The sequence below is a fragment of the Streptomyces sp. NPDC025721 genome, assembly GCF_055558595.1.
Genome location: NZ_JBVHMF010000007.1, coordinates 29,107 through 47,291 on the forward strand (window position 1 = coordinate 29,107; position 18,185 = coordinate 47,291).

The window sequence follows — 18,185 nt, forward strand, 5'->3', positions numbered from 1 at the left end:
CCAGCGAGAGGACCGATCTCATCTAACGGTGCGTCACCATCGCGTCATCGCCACGCGCTGCACGGCCACGCCTTGTACGACGAGCACGACGGCCCGTACAGGTAGCTTTTGGCCACCCAGCCCGTAGCCCCCGCCCGCGACCCGCCACCGCTGCGACGCGTCAGCCGCACATGCATCCACGGCCCACTGGACCCGAGCACCTGCACCCGGTCACCCCGATACAACAGCCCCCGAACCACGCCGTAGTAGCTGGCACGCGTCCGGAACCGCAGACCGTTGACCCGGACGCTGGAGTTCTGCGTCCGCGCGTACGACTGCTGAGCCGGAGCCCGCGCCGCATGCGTCTCGACGGCGGGCGTTCGGCCCCCGGCCAGTTCCACCGATCCGGCAGCCGACGCCGAACCCGCGCCGACGCCCAGCACTACCGACGCCGACAGTGGCACCGCAACCAGCCCGGCCCGCAGCCGACTGCGCGTGATCTTCTCCATGAGAACTCCTCTCGCTGATCCGAGACGAGCAGCGACGGGAGGCCGCTACTTGTCCTGACAAGTAGCGAGCATGTGTCCCGCAAACAAATGAGGGCAACTGGTTATCCTGACATGTGATTCACCTCGAACGGCAGAAGGCTCCGCCCGGACTGATCCGGGCGGAGCCGACTGGTTGCCGTATCGCGTTGTTCGCCGCTAGGGACGCGTGTACAGGTAGGGGTCGCTGGCGACGGCCAGCGGCACGACGAGTGCGGTTCAGAACAGCACGATCACGACCTGAGCAGCATCTGTCTCATACCGCACCGCCGTTCACAGCACTGCCCGCATGCCGGGCGGTCCACTCCGCACGCGCCGCCACAAGCAGGGGGTATACCTCGCGGTCGAGGTAGTCGGCCTGAGCGCGCAGTTGGGCGGCGAACGTCGCCAGGCCGGTCGGATCGAGCCCGTTGACCCAGTAGTCGTCAACGATCCAGACGTTCGCCACCGGAAGACGCCCCGCAGTGTCTTCGGCGTACGGCGTGCAGTCGATGGTCCCGCTGAACACCGCCGACTCCTCGCCCGGTTCGCGGGCATGCGCGACGCGCATCCGCTGACCGTCGAAGTGAGCCTGGTGGCACATGTCTCCCAGCAGGACGAAGAGCCGTGCGAGCGATACGCCGGACGTGCTCGGATCGTCCTCGGCCCAGGTCGGCAGGTAACCCGTGGCGGTGTAGTTGTCCGTGCTGGCGATCTCCCACGTCCGGCCAGGGCGTGCGGGAACGTCGGTTTCGGCGGCAGGGCCACGGGAGACGGTCTTCATTCCGCTCACCGGCCCGGCACCTCGCCCTCGGCGTCCGCGTCGTCCTGCGCGACCACCGCCCATACCCGCTTTCCGACCCCTTCTCGCGCGCTCACACCCCAACGTGACCCGGTAATCGCGTCCACCAGCGCCAGCCCCCGGCCGCACTCCGCGTCCGCCGACGGCTCCTGGAGTACGGGCCAGGACTCGTTGGCGTCATGCACCTCGATCTGCACGCCGCCGTCGAGGCGTTCGTACCGCGTCTCGATCAGCCGCCCCTGCGGGGAACGCGCATGGCGCAGAGAATTGGTCAGTAACTCCGAGAGGACGACCTCAGCGCGGTCGGCGAGCGTGGGCATCCCCCAAGCTCCCAAATGTCCCCGCAGCTCATGCCGAGCCACCGGTACACACCTCGGATGGTGGGCCCACCGCTTCACGACCAGGGAACGCCCCTCCGCAGCGGGCGGCACAGTCAACGTCACCGCACTGCCCCCACCCACACGAACGAACGCCGGTTAAACTCACGCATGTCAGCCTGCTCTCTCAGGTTGGCCACGCCCCCGGACCGTTCACGCGGTTGCGGGGGTCGTACGGCGAATCCGCCAGGAGCGCGGCCTGCACGTCCTGACCCGAGTAGCGTTGCTTGTCGGCAAAGTCCGGTGCAGTAGTTACGTGTCCGCGCTCGTCCGCACCTCTGCGGACACGGCGGACAGCGGAGGACTCATGAGCGAGTCATTCGGTCAGGCGTTGAAGCGGCTTCGCGGAAGCCGGTCGCTTCGAGACGTAGCCCGATTAGCAAGTGTCAGCAAGAGTCAGGTGTCTGATCTCGAAAACGGTCGGCGCAAGCCAACCGCACAGTCAGCGGCGGCACTTGATCGGGCGTTGGAGGCACACGGAGAGCTGGTGGTCCTGGCCGAAGCGGAGTCCGGTCCGTCGTCACTTGAGCAAGCGGACTCCTTGCAACGCGGGCTGCACGAAGCCTTCGCCGCTGGTCCCCTCTCAGGTGTGAGCCTGGACGAGGTGGAATGGACGGTCGCACGCCACGGCAGAGCCACCCGATACCGTCCGGAGTCCGAGCTGTTGCCAGATCTGATCACCGACTTCGCAGATCTCCGCCTCTTAATGACGGGGCGTCAGTCGGAGCGCGTACGTAAGCGGCTCACCATCGCCGCCGCACGTATGTCCGGTCTCGTCGCCCTGACATTGCTCAAGATGGGAGACGAGCGAGCGAAGAGTTGGTGGCGCACGGGGCGTGCCGCAGCGGCGTCCGCCGAAGACCGGGCCACCCTCTCGTGGATCTACGCGCAGGAGGCGTACCAGCTCTACTACAGCGGTGACCTCTACGGGGCGGTCGAACTGGCTGTACGGGCCCAGCATTGGGCCGGTGGCCTCCCTTGCGTCGGGCCTGCTCTCGCCGCGCCGCTTGAAGCACGTGCCCACGCCTTGCTCTCCCGACCCGACGCCACGGCGGTGGCGCTGGCTCATGCTCAAGATGCGCTGAACCGGCTTCCGGACGAAGACCGGGAGGAGTCCGCGTTCAGCTACTCCGAATCGCAGATGGCCTTCCACGCCGGGAACGCCTGGACGCACCTTGAAGACACCGACCGTGCCAGCGCGGAGTTGACCCGCGCTCTCGATCTCTACCCATGCTCCGATCACACGGACCGGGCTCTCGTCCGGCTGGACTTGGCCATGTGCACGGCGATTGCGGGCGATCCCGCCTCGGCCGCCGAACAGGCCATGAACACCGTGGTCGAGTTGCCCGAGGAGCACAGGACCGCACTGATCATGTGCCGCGCCCGAGATGTCGCCGATAGGGTGCCGGAGGCTCGAAGAGTGCTGGAGGTGAAGGCGCTGCGTGAGATCCTCGCGCAACCTTCGGAGTGAGAAAGGGCGGGCGCGATGCAGATCAGCGAGGCGACCGAGGCGGACACGGATGAAATCTCCGTGATCCTCGGAGAGATAGAGCACTACTACGGCGGCGAGCCGACCGCCGCCGATCCCGAGCAGATCCGCCGGGCCCTGTTCTCCTCCAGGCCCGCCGCGACCGTTCTCCTCGCCCGGAATGACGGCAACGTCGTCGGGCTCGCGTCCTACACGTTCCTCTGGCCCGCAGCGGGCGCGGACACGTCGCTGTACCTCAAGGAGCTTTACGTACGCGAGAGCGCTCAGCGTCGCGGCGTAGGTCGTGCGCTGCTGGCTGAGCTGAAGAGGATCGCCGCCGAATCCGCGTGCTCCCGGATCGAATGGACGGCAGACACCGACAACCCCCCGGCCCTCGCGTTCTACGAGGCACTGGGCGTGGAACAGAAGGCGGGGAAGGTCTTCTACCGCCTCGGCCTGTAGCACTAGATGTTGCCGTCGACGGACCGCACACCGGTTCAAGCAGCTACGGCTGATGGGCGGCTGATCGGGGCTTTAGGCAGCCACCATGGGGCGAGCCTCTAAGATCGGGGCCCACTTCGGGCTATTGCGGGCAGGTCCACAGCCTGCCCGAGTCGCGCGAGCTTACGGGCCCCGATCTCTCGCCCCATGGCAGCTCCCGCCCAAAGCCCCGCCCAACCGCCAGCCCGCACGCGCACCCAGCAATGCGCGCACCCCAACTGACCAGCGTGAATGTCTCATTTTTCCTGTTCAGAGCGACTTCTCGCCGGTAGAATGGACCTTGTCTTTAGGCGAAGTCCCCCCGCGCCCCTGAAGAGCAGGCCCCGCGCGACGGCAGCGCGCCCTTCCCGCGCCCCTGAAGGGCAGGCCCCGCGCAACGCAGCGCACCCGCCCCGTGCCCCTGGAAATCAGGCCCCGCGCGACGGCAGCGCGCCCGTCCGCCCCTTCGGGGGGTGACCCGAGGTGTCAGGTGCGGTCCTGGGTGGTGCGGGGGAGGGGGGAAGGGGCGTCGGCAGACGCCAGTGTGGCGGTGATGACGAGGGTGCCGTCCTCGACCTGGTAGTCGAGCGGCAGCGCAAGCTCGCGCATGGTGGCGACCATGCCGGTGTTGGTCGACTGCGTGACAGCGTAAACGCTGTCACGCCCGGCCTCGGCGGCCATGGCGACCAGCTTGCGCAGCATGGCCGCACCGATGCCGCGCCGCTGCCAGCCGTCCTCGACGAGGAGGGCGACCTCGTTCTCGTCGCCGTCCCAGAGAAGGTGGCCGAGGGCGACCAGGCGGCCGGAGGCGGTCTCGACGGCGAGGGACTGGCCGAAGCGGGGGCTGAGCAGGTGGGCGAGGTAGCGGTCGGCGTCGCCCACGGGGCCGTGGTAGCGCAGGGCGAGAGTGCCGGGGGAGCAGCGCTCGTGCATGGCCAGGGCGGCTTCGCGGTCCTCGGGCCCGGCGCGGCGGATCGTGATCTCGTTGCCCTCGGGGAGCGTCAGGACATCCTTGGCGTCGGGCGTCCTGGCCCCGAGGCGCGCGCCGAGCCGCGCGTCGAGTTCCAGCAGGGCCCGCGCCCTGGCGAACTCGGTGGGCGTGAAGGGGAGATGGTCGCGCTGGACGGTGATCGTGCCGCCCGACGGGTCGCGCAGCCGCATCACGGTTCCGTCGAGCGCGTCCTCGGCGTGAGCGGTGGCGTCGGCGGGCGCGGGCGTCGAGCGGATGGTGCAGCGGCCGAACAACTGCCGCAGCGCGAGCGGCAGTTCCGCCGCGTCGAGCGCCGTACGGGTGGCCAGGGTGAGCATGCGGGTCGGGGTGTCCACCAGGTCGTGGGCGTCCGCCCGCTCCGTCCATGTGTCGGTGCCGCCCGCGGCGGTGACGGTCCGGGCGAGCGCCGTGGCGGGCAGCGCCGCAGGGGCCCGCAGCAGGAACTCGTCCACCGTGCCGTCGGCCAGCGGGTGCGTCTGAAGGGTGACGATGTCGACGCGGCTGCCCGCGAGCGCCGTGCACACCGCGCCCAGGCTGCCGGGGGCGTCGCGCACGGTCGTCCGCAGCCGCCACAGCGTCGTCTCGCCGTCGGTACGGTCGCCCGCGCGCTCGGCGCCTGCCTCGTCGGCGGATGCGTCGGCGCGTCCGTCCTCGCCCGTCCGCGGCGCGGCGGCCGGTGGCGCGTGGCCGCGCCCGCGTGCCCACCAGGTGTGGAAGCCCGCCACCGCGAGCAGCGCCGCCGCCGACATGACCAGCAGCACCCGGCCGTCGGGTCCGTGCCCCACCGTCTCGGCGATCAGGTCGGCGGTGGCCATCGCCGTGAACAGCGCGGCCACTTCGACGAATTCGCGGCGCCAGTGATGCTGACGGGATCCGGGATGGGCAGGAGTCGACTGAGACATACGTCTACCATGCCTAAGATGTGTTGCGTGATCACGAACGTTCCGTGACCGGCCGGTAAAGGACGGATCTTTTCGGTTAACTTACGTTTTCAACGTTTTTGCCGAATGCGCCCCTCTCGCGCCGGAGTGCGGCATCCATGGCCCCATGGTCAACGAGCCCCCGCGCCGCCTACGATGGCCCGACTTCACCCCGCCGCGGACCACCCGAGCCGCCCTACCCGCGCCGAAGCAGCTACCCCCACCGGCGCAGCGACGATGACTGCAGAACAGACACCGCACACCTTCCAGGTCGATCTGCGTGGCCTGGTGGATCTCCTCTCCCACCACCTCTACTCCAGCCCGAAGGTCTACCTGCGGGAACTTCTGCAGAACGGCGTCGACGCGATCACCGCCCGCCGCGCGCAGGACCAGGACGCGCCCGCCCGCGTCCTGCTGCACACCGAACCCGGCGCGCTGCGCGTCGAGGACACCGGGATTGGCCTCACCGAGGCCGACGTGCACAATCTGCTGGCCACCATCGGACGCAGCTCCAAGCGCGACGCGCTGGAGAACGGCATCGCCTCCGCCCGCACCGAATTCCTCGGCCAGTTCGGCATCGGCCTGCTGGCCTGCTTCGTCGTCGCCGACACCATCCGCGTGGTCAGCCGCTCCGCCCGCACCCCGGACGCGCCGCCGGTCGAATGGTCCGCGCGCGACGACGGCTCGTACACCGTACGCACGCTGCCGGACGACGCCAGGACCGAACCCGGCACCACCGTGCACCTCACCGCGCGGCCCGGTGCCGCCGACTGGTTCGCGCCCGAGCGGGTCACCGCCGTCACCCGCGACTTCGGCTCGCTGCTGCCGTACGACATCCGGGTGGACGACACGCCCGTCACCGACCGGCCGCCGGTCTGGGAGCGCCGCCACGCCAGTGCCGGAGCCCGCCGGGTGGAGTTGGCCAGGCACTGCCAGGAGCAGTTCGGCTTCCTGCCGCTGGACGCCATCGACCTCGACGTTCCGGTCGCCGGAGTGCGCGGCATCGCGTACGTCCTGCCCTCCGCCGTCAGCCCGGCCCAGCGCGCGGGCCACCGCGTGCACCTCAAGGGCATGCTGCTCACCGACCGCGCCGACGAACTCCTCCCGGACTGGGCCTTCTTCGTCCGCTGCGTCATCGACACCGACAGCCTGAGGCCGACCGCGTCCCGCGAACACCTCTACGCCGACGAGACGCTCGCCGCCGTCCGCGACGCGCTGGGCGAGCGGATCAAGGAGTGGCTGACGACGCTGGCCGCGGGCGAGCCGGAACGCCTCGGACACTTCCTGTCCGTGCACCACCTCGGCGTGAAGACGCTCGCCCGGCACGACCCCGACCTGCTGCGGGTGATGCTGCCCTGGCTGCCGTTCGAGACCACCGACGGGCAGCAGTCGCTCGACGAATTCGCCCGCCGCCACCCGACCGTGCACTTCACCCGCACCGTCGAGGAATTCCGCCAGGTCGCCGCCATCGCCGCCGCCCAGGGCATGGGCGTGGTCAACGGCGGTTACACGTACGACGCCGACCTGGTCGGGATGCTCCCGCGGGTACGGCCGGGCACCCCGGTCGCGGAACTGGACGCCGACACCGTCACCGCCCACCTCGACACGGTCGACCCGGCCGAGGAACTGGCCCTGTCGGGCTTCCTCGCCGTCGCCCGCGCCGCACTCGACCCGCTGGGGTGCGACGTCGTCCTGCGCACGTTCCACCCGCTGACCGTCCCCGCGCTGCACCTCGACGACCGGTCGGCCCGGCACGAGCGCGCCCGCGAGGAGGAAGAGGAACAGGCCGACGACCTGTGGGCGGGCATCCTCGGATCGCTGCGCGGCACCGCGCCCAGGGCCCGGCTGGTCCTGAACCACCTCAACCCGCTGGTGCGCAGGATCGGCGCGCTCGGCGCCCGCGACCTGGTGGCCAGCTCCGTCGAAGCGCTGTACGCGCAGGCGCTGTTGATGGCGCAGCGCCCGTTGCGGCCCGCCGACACCGCGCTGCTCAACCGGGCCTTCCTCGACCTGCTCCAGTGGGCCACCGACCACCCGGCCGGGCAGGAGGAGGGCCGATGAGGACGACGTGTCCGACCGGGCCACGGCGCGGCGTCCCGGGGAGCCCACGATGACCGGCGAGCCCACGACCGCGGCGGATCTGCGCCGGGCCATCCAGGAGAACGCGGCGGAGCCGGAGGGCGCGGCCCGCAACGCCCGCGCCGAGCGCATCGCCGAGGAGGCCGACCGCACCGGTGACCGGCCGCTGATCATCGAGGCGCTGTTCAATCTGCTCACCGCGTACAACTACAGCTCCGAGTCCGACAAGAGATTCGTGCCCTTCGCGAAGGCGCTGCGGATGTGGGACGAACAGCCGGGCGACTTCGACGAGTTCAGCGCCAAGAGCCTGCACTGGTACTTCAAGTGGGTCTCCAGCGGCATGCTCGACCAGCCGCACATCCCGCTGGCCGCCATCGAGAAGTGGCAGGCCGAGATGGAACACCGCTACCGGCTCGCCGGATACTCCGAACGCGCCGTGCGGCAGGGCCAGTTCAGGATCGCCCGGCACATCGGCGACCTGCCGCGCGCCGAGGCCGCCTTCGCCGCGTGGCTGGCCGCCGACCGCGACGTGATGAGCGACTGCCACGCCTGCGAACTGCACGCCCAGGGCGGCTGGCGGGTGCGCCTCGGCGACGACCGGCGGGCGCTGGAGAGCTGGCAGCCGGTACTGGCGGGCGAGTTGACGTGTGCGCACGAGCCGCACGGGGTCCTGGCCTCCTCGCTGCTGCCGCTGCTCAGGACCGGCAGCGCCGACCTGGCCCGCGCCAACCACCTGCGCGGCTACCGGATGGTCCGGTCGATGGAGAGCATGCGGTCCGCCGTCGCCCAGCACATCGAATTCTGCGCGCTCACCGGCAACGAGGCGCGCGGCCTGGAGATCCTGGCCGCACACCCCGCGCACTTCACCGCCGCGGGCGACCCCGACAGCCTCATGGACCACCACGCCGTCACCGCGCTGCTCACCGCACGGCTCACCGCGCTCGGCCACGCCGGCCGACCGGTGCCGGGACCGGCGGGACGCGACTGGACCGCCGCCGACCTGCACACCCATGCCCGCACCCGCGCCCTGGAGTTGGCGCACAGCTTCGACGCCCGCAACGGCACACGGGCCGTCTCCGAGGCCGTACGGGAGCGGATGGCGCGCCAACCCCTGCTGGAACGGCTGCCGTTGGGAATTCGGGCGGCGCGGCTCGGCGAGGCGGCTGTCACGGAGGCGGGACCGGCCCTTCCCCCGCCGCGGGCCGACTCCGTACCGGCAGAACCCGGCGCCGACGACCTGCCGGACATGGTCGCCGAGGCGCGGCGGCTCAGCGGCGGCGGCGACCCGCGGGCCCACCAGGCGTGGGCGGACGTGGCCGCCGCCGTGGAACGGACCGGCGCCGAAGTGGACGCCGCGGCGCGCGCGGAGATCACCGACAACGCCGCGATGGCCGCGATCGGCGAACCCGTACGGTCCCGCGGGCTGTTCCTGCGCGCCGCGCGGCAGTTCGAGGACGCGCGGGAGCCGGGGGAGGCCGCGGCGAGCCGGGCCCGCGCCGCCTACGCGCTCGCGCTCACCGGCGAGGCGGACGAGGCGCTGCGGGCGGTCGAGGAGCAGTGCGCGGTGCTGCGCGACCTGCACGGCAGGGAGCGGGCCACCGCCCGCCAGGTCAGCGGCGCGGGTCTGCTGCGCTGCCGCGTCCTGCTGGCCGCCGCGGCGGGAGGCGACGACGAGGCCGGGCGGGCCGCGCTCGCGGAGGCCGCCCAACAGGCCGCCGACGTGGCCGAGTTCAGCGACGAGCACCAGGCCGAGCCGGGGATGACCGGACGCCTCGCGGACGCCACCGTCATGCTCGGACGGCTCGCCGCGGGCCGCGGCGACGGCGAGCGGGCGGTCCGACTCCTCACCCGAGGAGCCGAGTTGCACCACGCGGCGGAACAGCCCTGGTACGCCGCCGAGCCCGAGGCGGCCCTCGCCGACCTGACACTGCGCGGCGGCGACCCAGAGACCGCGGCCGACTGCGCGCGCGCCGCGCTCGACCACGGCGCCGACGTACTCGAACCGCCGCACCGCGCCCATCTGCACCTGCTCATCGCCCAGGCGCGCGCCGCGCTCGGCGACGACGAACAGGCCGCGGCCGAGGCGCTGGAGGCCGCGACCTGGGCCGACGAGGCTGGCCACGGCGACGACATGGGCGCCACCGCCCGGCTGCTGTTCGGCGGCGCGCTGCGGCGGCTCGGCCGGGCCGAGGAGGGCGCCTGCGTCCTGGAGTCCGTGCTTCCCGACCTGGAACGCGGCGGCAACGAGGCCCAGATCGTCCAGGCCCGCTGGTGGCTCGCCGAGTGCCAACTCGACCTCGGCGAGGCCCGCGAGGCCGCCGAGCAGTTCCTGCGCGCCGCCCGGGTCGCCGAGGGCTGGGACGACCCCTGCGACCACGCCATGCTCGCCAATCTCGCCGCCGACGCGCTCAACCGCGCCGGTCTGCACGACGAGGCCGTACGCGCCTACGCCCGCGCCGAGGACCTCTGGCGCGCCGTGGGCGACCCGCACGCCCTGATCCGCACCCTGCGCGCCCGCGCCTGGATCGAAGTCGGTGAAGGCCGCGGCGGCATCACCGTGGCCCGCTCCCTCATGACCGCCGCCGCCGACACCGTGCGTCAGGCACTCGAAGCCGCCGACCCCGACGACGGGTCGGCCACCGGCCACCTGCGCGTGGACCTCGCCGACACCTACCGCCAGACCGCCGAGATCGTCCTACGCGCGGCGGGCGGCACCGACGGCTCCGACGACGGTCCGGGCGACACGGACGCCGTCTACGAGGAGGCCCTGGCACTGGCTGACCTCGCCATCGCCACCCTCACCCCGCTGGGCGCCACCGCCCGCGACGACCGCACCGCCGCCACCCTCATGGCCGCCTGGCTGGAAGCCGACCTCGCCCGCCCCACCGCCGCCGCCACCCGCGCCCGTACCGTCACCGCCGAATACGCCGACGCCCAGGGCCCCACGGCCGACGCCCGCCGCGCCGAGGCCGCCTCGATCCTCGACTACACCAGCGCCGACCGGGCGGACGACGAGAGCTGAGGCCGGGCTCAGGACCGCTCGTCTCAGCGCGGTGCGGCCGACTCCGCCCTGGCCAGCAGCTCGACCGCGCGAGTGATCGACTCCGGGGACAGGTGCGCGTACCCGATGACCAACCGGACGCCGGGCACCCGCGTCGGCGCGTGCTCGTAGTCGGACAGGGGGCGGAGGGTGATTCCGGCGGAGGTCGCGGCGGACAGCAGACGGGACGGGGGTCCGCAGCGCGGTGGGAGGGTGACGATGGCGTGCAGACCGGCGGCGATGCCGCTGGTCGTGGCGCCGGGGAAGTGCGCGGCGAGCGCGGTGGTGAGGGTGTCGCGGCGGCGGCGGTAGAGGCGCTGGCAGCGGCGGAGGTGGCGGTCGTACTGCCCGGAGGTGAGGAAGTCGGCCAGGACGGCCTGCTCGGTGACCGGGTTGCCGAGGTCCATCGTGCGCTTGCGCGCGGCGGCGTCGGCGATGATGTCCGGCGGCGCGACGAGCCAGCCGAGCCGCAGCCCCGGGGCGAGGGTCTTGCTCACCGACCCGGTGTAGGCGACATGGCCGGGGGCGAGGCCCTGGAGGGCGCCGACCGGCGCGCGGTCGTAGCGGAAGTCGCCGTCGTAGTCGTCCTCGATGACGAGACCGTCGACCGTACGGGCCCAGTCGGTGAGTTGGGCGCGCCGCCGCGCCGAGTACGCGACCCCGGTCGGGAACTGGTGGCAGGGCGTGACGATGGCGGACCGTACTCCGGCGGCGGCCAGCGCCGTCACCGACAGGCCCTCCTCGTCGACGGGCACCGGCACCGCCGTCAGCCCCGTCGCGCCGAGCAGTCCGCTCTGCTCGGGGCTGCCCGGGTCCTCGACGGCCGTCGCGCGCTCGCCGCGCCCGCGCAGGACGAAGCCGAGCAGGGTGTGCGCCTGGGCCACGCCGGAGCAGACCATCACCTGGTCGGGGTCCGCGGCCACCCCGCGTCGCCTGGCCAGCAACTCAGCCAGCGCCTCGCGCAGTTCGGGCAGGCCGCGCGGATCCGGGTAGCCGAAGGCGCGGTGCGGGAGCCGGGCGATCACCCGCCGGTGGGCCGCCGACCACGCGGCCCTCGGGAACAGGGAGAGGTCCGGCAGACCCGGCCTGAGGTCCGCGGGACCGCCCCGGTCGTCCACGGCGGGCATGGCCGTCGCGGCCGGTACGGCTACGGCGCCCGCGCCCGTCACCCACGTGCCGGAGCCCTGCCGCCCGCTGAGATACCCCTCGGCCGTGAGCTGCGCGTACGCGTCGGTGACCAGGCCCCTCGACACGCCGAGGTCGGCGGCCAGTTCGCGGCTGGCGGGCAGTTGCGTGCCGGGCGCGAGCCGCCCCGAGCGCACGGCGTCCCGCAGCGCCGCCTGGAGCGCCCGCCCCCGACCCCGCGGCGACGCCCCCGCGGAGGGCAGCAACAGCTCCCACGCGGCGGTCCACCCCTCGGGCTGAGCGCCGTGCCGCCCGTCGGCCGGCGGGCCCGCCGGGACCGCCGGCCGGAGTACGTCCGGCCCGGCCGCCGCGGTCGGCGCGCCGCCCGCCCCCTCCGGGTCCGCACCGGCACCATCCGAATTGGTCCTCTTAACTCCCATGGCAATGGACCTTAAACCGGACCGCTTGTCTCCATACCGTCGTCGTATGAACTCATCCCCACGCGCCGGCTTCCTCTTCGCCACTGTCGCCTGTGTCCTGGTCGGCGCGTCCTTCACCGCGGGCGGCGCGCTCGTGGACTATCCGCACGCGGGCGGCCAGGCGCTGCGTTACGGCTCGGCCTGTCTGCTGCTCCTGTGGCCCGCGCGCAAAGGCGCCGTGCGGAGACTGCGGGCGCTGACCGTACGCCAGTGGGCGCTGGCGGCGGGCGTGGCGGCGATCGGCATGGTCGGCTTCAACCTCGCGATCCTCGCGGCCGAGCGCACCGCGGAACCGGCGGTGCCGGGCGTGCTGGTCGGGTGCGCCCCGGTCGTGGTCGCGGTGCTCGTACCGCTCGGGGCGGGGCGGAGGCCGACGCGGACGGTCGCCGCGGGGGCCGTGCTCGTGGCGTCCGGCGCCTTCGTGGTGCAGGGCTGGGGCGGCACGGACGGCGTGGGGTTGTTCTGGTCGGTGATGGCGCTGGTGGGGGAGTGCGGATTCGCCCTGCTCGCGGCGCCGTTGGTGAGGCCGCTGGGGCCGCCGCTGCTGTCGGCGTGCGTGTGCGCGCTGGCCGCCGTGGAGGCGGGGACGCTGGGGCTGGTGACCGAGGGCCGGGCGGCGGTCCGCGTACCCACCGGATCCGAGGCGCTGGCGCTCGGCTGGCAGTCGCTGGTGGCCACCGTGATCGGATTCCTGTGCTGGTACGCGGGCGTGCAGCGGATCGGCACCGAGCGCGCCACCCTCTTCTCCGGGCTGATCCCGGTGTCCGCCGCGGTGACCGCGCCCTTGGTGGCGGTCGGCACCTTCGGGGCGGGTCAACTCGCGGGCAGCGTCCTGGTCGCGGTCGGCGTCGCCGTCGGCTCGGGAGCGCTGCGGTCCCGCCGACGGCCGCTCGCGAAGGAACCTTCCGCGAACCGCCCTCTCGCGAACCGCCCTCTCGCGAACCGGCCTCCCGCGAAGCCGCTTCCCACGAAGCCGCTTCCCGAGCACCGGCCTCCCGAGCAGGTACCCGACCGCGATCGGCGAACCGTTCCGGCGGCGGACGCCCCATAGCCGGATGGCAAAATTCCGCGCGGCCGGGAACTCCCGCTGGGGTGGGCGAGTTGTGACAGTACGGGCCGGTGCGCGACACCGGTCCGGCCAGCAGCCCCGACCGGGCGCCCCCGTCCCGGTCGGGGCGTCGTCCGCCCGGTGCCGCCGCGCGCGGCGCATCCCGCACGGTCCCTCGGCGGCGCCGAGGGACCGTGCGGCGCGTCATCAGACCTCCGTGAGTGCTTACTTGGCGCCGAGCACCTGCTGGAGCGGATCGATCGCGAAGTACGCCAGGAAGCACACCGACACACCCCACACCAGCGGATGCACCTCGCGCGCCTTGCCCAGCACGATCTTGATCACGACGAAGGACAGGAAGCCCGCGCCGATCCCGTTGGTGATGCTGTACGTGAAGGGCATCACGGCGATGGTGAGGAAGGCCGGGATGCCGATGTCGTACTGCGTCCAGTCGATGGTGCGGACCTGCGCCATGAGCAGGAAGCCGACCGCGACCAGGGCGGGGGCGGCGGCCTGGGACGGGACGACGCCGGCGAGCGGGGTCAGGAAGAGCGCCACCACGAAGAGCGCGCCGGTGACGACGCTGGCCAGACCCGTACGGGCGCCCTCGCCGACACCCGCGGCGGATTCCACGTAGGCGGTGTTGGAGGAGGCGGAGGCCGCGCCGCCCGCGACGGCGGCGGCGCCGTCGATGAACAGCACGCGGCCGATGTTCGGCACCCGGCCCTGCTCGTCCAGCAGACCGGCCTCGTTGGAGATGCCGACGATCGTGCCCATCGCGTCGAAGAAGTCCGACAGCACGAGGGTGAAGACGAAGAGCGCGGCCGTGACGATGCCCGCCTCGCGGAAGCCGCCGAAGAGGCTGAAGTGACCGATCAGCCCGAAGTCGGGCGTGGACGTCACATGGTGCGGCACCTTGGGCACCGTCAGGCCCCACGCCGAGTCCGGCAGGTCGGCGATCTTGTTGACGACGATCGCCACGATCGTCATGACCACGATGCTGATCAGGATCGCGCCCTTGATCCGCCGCGCGACCAGCGCGACCGTCAGCAGCACACCGAGGCAGAAGACCAGCACCGGCCAGCCGGTGAGCGTCCCGGTCGCGCCGAGCTGCACCGGGACCGTCGTCTTCGCCGCGTCGGGGATGCGGCTGGCGAATCCGGCGTCCACGAAGCCGATGAAGGCGATGAACAGGCCGATGCCCACGCTGATCGCCTGTTTGATCGGCTGCGGGATCGCGTTCATGATCGCCTCGCGCAGGCCGGTCGCGACGAGCACGCAGATCAGCAGGCCCTCCAGGACGACCAGGCCCATCGCGTCGGGCCAGCTCATCTTGGGGGCGAGCTGGAAGGCCACCACGGCGTTCAGGCCGAGACCGGCCGCGATCGCCAGCGGGAGGTTGCCGCCGACGCCCATGATCGCGGTCATCACGGCCGCCACCAGCGCGGTGGCGGTGGTGAGTTGGGCGACCGAGAGGTGGTGCCCGAACTTGTCCGTGGCGCTGCCCAGGATGATCGGGTTGAGCACGAGGATGTACGCCATCGTGAAGAAGGTGGCGAGACCGCCGCGTATCTCCCGGCCGGGCGTGGATCCGCGCTCCGATATCCGGAAGTAGCGGTCCAGCGGACTGGCCGCGGGTGGTGGTCCGGACGACGGCTTCTCCGCGTCCACGACGGGTCCTGACATGGTGCTCCTCTGGATTCAACAAACGGTGGAACGAGGGCGGGGCACACGGATTGTGCTCCCCGGTCGGCCGCGGCGGGTTTCCGTGGCGTTACCCCGTATCACCGTCGGGTTTCAGTCATGCCCAGGTCAACACCCGCGTCGTTTCCCACGGACATCACGAACGGCGTCTCAGCACACCGTCAACAACTCATGAACGTCTCGCGCGCCCGCCCCATAGCAGGCCGTCGCGTTCGAGGATTGGTCTTGACCAAGTTCACGAGGCGGCTCTATCTTCGAGACGTAGTAGTGCAAGGACCTTTAATAAATAGTGGTTCGGAAACAAGGCTGAACAAGCCGAGGGCGTGGCCGACAAGCCAGAGCCCGTCGCGGACCCGGTGATTGCGAGGACAGGGTGGGGACCACGCAGCTCGAATCGGTGCAGGAGCCGAAGTACTGGCACCTGAAGACCGTGCTGAACGACGCCCTCGACTCGGAGTTCGAGGTCGGTGAGATCCTGCCGAACGAGCGGGACCTGGCCGCCCGCTTCGGTGTCGCGCGCGCGACGCTCCGGCAGGCGCTCGAACAGTTGGAACTCGAAGGGCGCCTCCAGCGGCGCAGGGGGGTCGGCACCACCGTGGCACCGCCGCGGATGGGCGTGTCCGTGGGACCGGTCGCCGAGGCGTGGCCCGGCTCCGGCCGTGACTCCTGGAACACGGTGGGCTGCGTCGAGGCCGCCGCGCCCGGCCCGATCGCCGCGCTCCTCGGCACCGGCGGCGACGAGGCGGTGCACACCATCCGCCGCGAGCGCGTGATGCGCGGCCAGCATGTCGCGACCGAGCTGCTGTACGTGCCCCCGGCCTCGGTGCCCGAGCTGTCGACGATGCTCACGCCCGCCAACCACGGCCCCGCCGTCCTGCGCGAGCTGCACACGCTGGAGCTGGAGGGCGAGGACCGCTCCGTCGAGCTGGGCTCGGCCGGCGCCCAGGACGCCAAGCAGCTCGACCGGCTGCCCGGCGCGCCCGTCCTGGTCGTCACCACCCGCTACTTCTCCGAGGGCCGGGTCGCCGCCGCGTCGGTGGCCACGTACCGCGCCGACACCTGCCGGCTGACCTTCGGCGACTCGGGTGCTCTTGAGGTCACCCACCACCAGGACGACAGCCGCCAGGCTTCCTGAACCGGGCGGCTGCCCCGGCGGCGAGCGCCCACCGGTCGAGACGACCGGAGGCGCCGAGCCCGGCGGCCGTACGCCGACCCGACGTCACCATGGCGCGGTACTGATACGTCAGTGCCGCGCCAGTGACGTCTGCTCCACCGCGAAGAGCTGCTCCTCGACATGGTCCAGGGCCAGCCGCAGGGCGCCGGTCGCGATGGCCTCCTGTCCGAGCGCGGACAGCGTCACCTTCGGGGGCCGCAGACAGTAGCGCGCCAGCTCGGAACGGAGCGGCTCCAGGACCCCGTCGAGGCCCGCCGCCCAGCCGCCGACGACCACCAGCTCCGGGTCGATCGCCAGCACCAGCGCGGCGACGTCGTGCACCAGGCGGCGAAGGAAGCGCTCGACGGCGTCCTTGGCCTGTACGTCGCCCTTCTTCGCCAGCGCGAAGACCCGCGCGACCGCCGGTTCGTCGAGCGGGTGCAGCGGGGTGCCGGTGGTCGACAGCAGGTGCTCGGGCGTGACCTCGCGGCCCAGCAGGTGCAGGGCGCCGATCTCGCCCGCCGCGCCGCCGAAGCCGCGGTGCAGCCGCCCGCCGATCAGCGAACCCGCGCCGGGGCTCAGTCCGGCCAGGACGAAGACCACGTCGTCGGTGTCGACCGCGACACCCTTCCAGTGCTCGGCGACCGCCGCGACATTCGCGTCGTTCTCCACCAGCACCGGACAGCGGAAGGAGCGCTGCAACCGCTCGCCCAGCGGCAGCCCCGTCCAGCCGGGCAGCGCCGTGCTCAGCCGGACCTCGCCGTGCGCCTCCACGATGCCGGGGCTGCCCACGCCGACCGCCCACAGGGTGCTGCGGGCCACCCCGGCCTTGCGCAGCAGCTCGGCGACCGTGCCGCGGACCCGCTCCAGCCGGTCGTCGGCGGACGCGGCCTCGTCGACCTCGCGGCCGTGCGAGCCCAGCACCTGGCCGCTGAGGTCCGACAGCACCACCCGTACCTGGTGCGCGCCGATCTCGATGCCCAGCAGATGCCCGGCCTCGGCGTGGAAACGGAACCTGCGGGCGGGACGGCCCTGTTTGCGCGCGTCGGCGCCCTCGGGGGCCACCTCGACCACCAGGTCCGACTCGGCCAGGCCCTCGATGACGCCCTCGACGGTGGGCCGCGACAGTCCCGTGCTGTGCACCAGCTCGGTCAGCGTCGGGGCCTGCGCCCCGCGCAGCGCATGGAGGACGACCGCGGAATTGATCCGCCGGAGCAGGGATGGGTCCCCGCCGGTGAGCCGCCCCAACGTATGTCCTCCCAGCCTGTACCTGTGTGTGGCGGATCGTACCGGGCGCGGGCCGTCGCGGCGAGTGGTCGCCCGTACCCGCCAAGACGCGTGGCGTCCCGTAAGCGCTGACGGGACGCCAAATGTCCTACGGGGACGGTGCGCGGGACCGGTGGAGTGCCGGTGCCGCGCGCGGCCGTCCCGCCGGCCCAGGCGGAACGGCAGGGCGGGGGGCTACGGCTTCGGCTCGTGACCCGCGGCGACGCGCAGCCGGGCGAACTCCTCCGCGAGAGCGGCCGGCGACCAGTGCGCGTTGAGGCCGCTGGGGCTCGGCAGCGCCCAGATCCGGGTCGCGCCGATCGTCCGCTCCTGCGGGCCGACCTGGGCGTGCTTGTCCGCGAAGGCCACCCGGTAGGCGGTGACGCCCAGCACGGCGAGCCAGCCGGGCCGGTACTCCTCGACCTTCGCGGTCAGCAGCTTCCCGCCCTCGACCAGCTCCCGCGCCGTCAGCTCGTCGGCCCGCGCGGTCGCCCGCCCGGCCACGTTGGTGATCCCGAGGCCGAGCGCGAGCATGTCCTCCTGCTCGGCCGGGGCGAACCGGCGCGGGGTGAAACCGGAGGCGTGCAGCGCGGGCCAGAAGCGGTTGCCCGGCCGGGCGAAGTGCTGCCCGAGATGCGCGGACATCAGCCCCGGATTGATCCCGCAGAACAGCACCCGCAGACCGCCCCCGATGACATCGTCCAGGGTGCGGTCGCGGGCCGCCGTGAGCTGTTCCGGAGTCATACGGGC

At 72.4% G+C, this 18,185-nt stretch carries 14 protein-coding genes; 6 read left to right on the forward strand and 8 right to left on the reverse strand.

The genetic code is table 11. The features are described 5' to 3' along the window. Positions 1-44 precede the first annotated feature (44 nt). The 3 genes from ACZ4EF_RS12535 to ACZ4EF_RS12545 all read right to left on the reverse strand — a co-directional run bounded on the left by ACZ4EF_RS12535 (position 45) and on the right by ACZ4EF_RS12545 (position 1,766). Entirely contained in the window at positions 45-488 is a 444-nt protein-coding gene (locus tag ACZ4EF_RS12535; RefSeq protein ID WP_467504219.1) for an SH3 domain-containing protein, read from the reverse strand. A gap of 292 nt (positions 489-780) precedes the next feature. Further along, positions 781-1,287, reverse strand: a complete 507-nt coding sequence (locus tag ACZ4EF_RS12540) for a DUF6907 domain-containing protein (RefSeq protein WP_467504447.1) — start codon at positions 1,285-1,287, stop codon at positions 781-783. A 5-nt stretch (positions 1,288-1,292) separates the two neighbouring features. Continuing rightward, positions 1,293-1,766, reverse strand: coding sequence for an ATP-binding protein (locus ACZ4EF_RS12545; RefSeq protein WP_401855599.1), 474 nt, complete (start codon positions 1,764-1,766; stop codon positions 1,293-1,295). Between the two features lie 223 nt (positions 1,767-1,989). Here ACZ4EF_RS12545 and ACZ4EF_RS12550 point away from each other — a divergent pair, with 223 nt between their 5' ends. Next, on the forward strand, positions 1,990-3,153 hold the full coding sequence (locus ACZ4EF_RS12550) for a helix-turn-helix domain-containing protein (RefSeq protein ID WP_355336809.1): 1,164 nt from the start codon (positions 1,990-1,992) through the stop codon (positions 3,151-3,153). A 15-nt stretch (positions 3,154-3,168) separates the two neighbouring features. Next, positions 3,169-3,612, forward strand: coding sequence for a GNAT family N-acetyltransferase (locus ACZ4EF_RS12555; RefSeq protein WP_401309303.1), 444 nt, complete (start codon positions 3,169-3,171; stop codon positions 3,610-3,612). Between the two features lie 504 nt (positions 3,613-4,116). On the opposite strand, the gene ACZ4EF_RS12560 is transcribed toward ACZ4EF_RS12555, so the two are convergent. Next, positions 4,117-5,523, reverse strand: coding sequence for a GNAT family N-acetyltransferase (locus ACZ4EF_RS12560; RefSeq protein ID WP_467504222.1), 1,407 nt, complete (start codon positions 5,521-5,523; stop codon positions 4,117-4,119). A gap of 255 nt (positions 5,524-5,778) precedes the next feature. Between ACZ4EF_RS12560 and ACZ4EF_RS12565 the strand changes: the two genes are divergently transcribed. Continuing rightward, positions 5,779-7,602 (forward strand): HSP90 family protein, encoded by a 1,824-nt coding sequence (locus tag ACZ4EF_RS12565; protein WP_467504224.1) that lies wholly within the window; start codon positions 5,779-5,781, stop codon positions 7,600-7,602. Between the two features lie 49 nt (positions 7,603-7,651). Beyond that, complete coding sequence (locus tag ACZ4EF_RS12570; protein ID WP_467504226.1) at positions 7,652-10,642, forward strand: tetratricopeptide repeat protein; 2,991 nt, start codon at positions 7,652-7,654, stop codon at positions 10,640-10,642. 23 nt (positions 10,643-10,665) lie between these two features. On the opposite strand, the gene pdxR is transcribed toward ACZ4EF_RS12570, so the two are convergent. Then, entirely contained in the window at positions 10,666-12,225 is a 1,560-nt protein-coding gene (pdxR, locus tag ACZ4EF_RS12575) for a MocR-like pyridoxine biosynthesis transcription factor PdxR (protein WP_467504228.1), read from the reverse strand. Between the two features lie 46 nt (positions 12,226-12,271). Here pdxR and ACZ4EF_RS12580 point away from each other — a divergent pair, with 46 nt between their 5' ends. Further along, a complete protein-coding gene (locus ACZ4EF_RS12580; RefSeq protein ID WP_467504230.1) occupies positions 12,272-13,315 on the forward strand; it encodes a DMT family transporter in 1,044 nt (347 codons plus the stop codon). A gap of 222 nt (positions 13,316-13,537) precedes the next feature. Here ACZ4EF_RS12580 and ACZ4EF_RS12585 read toward each other — a convergent pair whose 3' ends face one another. Continuing rightward, on the reverse strand, positions 13,538-14,998 hold the full coding sequence (locus ACZ4EF_RS12585) for an NCS2 family permease (protein ID WP_391045172.1): 1,461 nt from the start codon (positions 14,996-14,998) through the stop codon (positions 13,538-13,540). 391 nt (positions 14,999-15,389) lie between these two features. Between ACZ4EF_RS12585 and ACZ4EF_RS12590 the strand changes: the two genes are divergently transcribed. After that, complete coding sequence (locus tag ACZ4EF_RS12590; RefSeq protein ID WP_467504232.1) at positions 15,390-16,151, forward strand: GntR family transcriptional regulator; 762 nt, start codon at positions 15,390-15,392, stop codon at positions 16,149-16,151. Between the two features lie 108 nt (positions 16,152-16,259). Here the strand turns inward: ACZ4EF_RS12590 and ACZ4EF_RS12595 are convergent, their stop codons facing one another. Both ACZ4EF_RS12595 and mug read right to left on the reverse strand, forming a co-directional pair. Next, positions 16,260-17,417: an ROK family protein gene (locus tag ACZ4EF_RS12595; RefSeq protein WP_355341235.1), complete on the reverse strand. Its 1,158-nt coding sequence runs from the start codon at positions 17,415-17,417 to the stop codon at positions 16,260-16,262. 213 nt (positions 17,418-17,630) lie between these two features. Then, a complete protein-coding gene (mug, locus tag ACZ4EF_RS12600) occupies positions 17,631-18,179 on the reverse strand; it encodes a G/U mismatch-specific DNA glycosylase (RefSeq protein WP_391117926.1) in 549 nt (182 codons plus the stop codon). Positions 18,180-18,185 lie beyond the last annotated feature (6 nt).

Coding starts and splice junctions, on each gene's coding strand:
- ACZ4EF_RS12550 (WP_355336809.1), top strand. CDS start 1,990: ATGAGCGAGTCATTCGGTCAGGCGTTGAAGCGGCTTCGCGGAAGCCGG.
- ACZ4EF_RS12535 (WP_467504219.1), bottom strand. CDS start 488: ATGGAGAAGATCACGCGCAGTCGGCTGCGGGCCGGGCTGGTTGCGGTG.
- mug (WP_391117926.1), bottom strand. CDS start 18,179: ATGACTCCGGAACAGCTCACGGCGGCCCGCGACCGCACCCTGGACGAT.
- ACZ4EF_RS12570 (WP_467504226.1), top strand. CDS start 7,652: ATGACCGGCGAGCCCACGACCGCGGCGGATCTGCGCCGGGCCATCCAG.
- pdxR (WP_467504228.1), bottom strand. CDS start 12,225: ATGGGAGTTAAGAGGACCAATTCGGATGGTGCCGGTGCGGACCCGGAG.
- ACZ4EF_RS12585 (WP_391045172.1), bottom strand. CDS start 14,998: ATGTCAGGACCCGTCGTGGACGCGGAGAAGCCGTCGTCCGGACCACCA.
- ACZ4EF_RS12555 (WP_401309303.1), top strand. CDS start 3,169: ATGCAGATCAGCGAGGCGACCGAGGCGGACACGGATGAAATCTCCGTG.
- ACZ4EF_RS12560 (WP_467504222.1), bottom strand. CDS start 5,523: ATGTCTCAGTCGACTCCTGCCCATCCCGGATCCCGTCAGCATCACTGG.
- ACZ4EF_RS12580 (WP_467504230.1), top strand. CDS start 12,272: ATGAACTCATCCCCACGCGCCGGCTTCCTCTTCGCCACTGTCGCCTGT.
- ACZ4EF_RS12565 (WP_467504224.1), top strand. CDS start 5,779: ATGACTGCAGAACAGACACCGCACACCTTCCAGGTCGATCTGCGTGGC.
- ACZ4EF_RS12540 (WP_467504447.1), bottom strand. CDS start 1,287: ATGAAGACCGTCTCCCGTGGCCCTGCCGCCGAAACCGACGTTCCCGCA.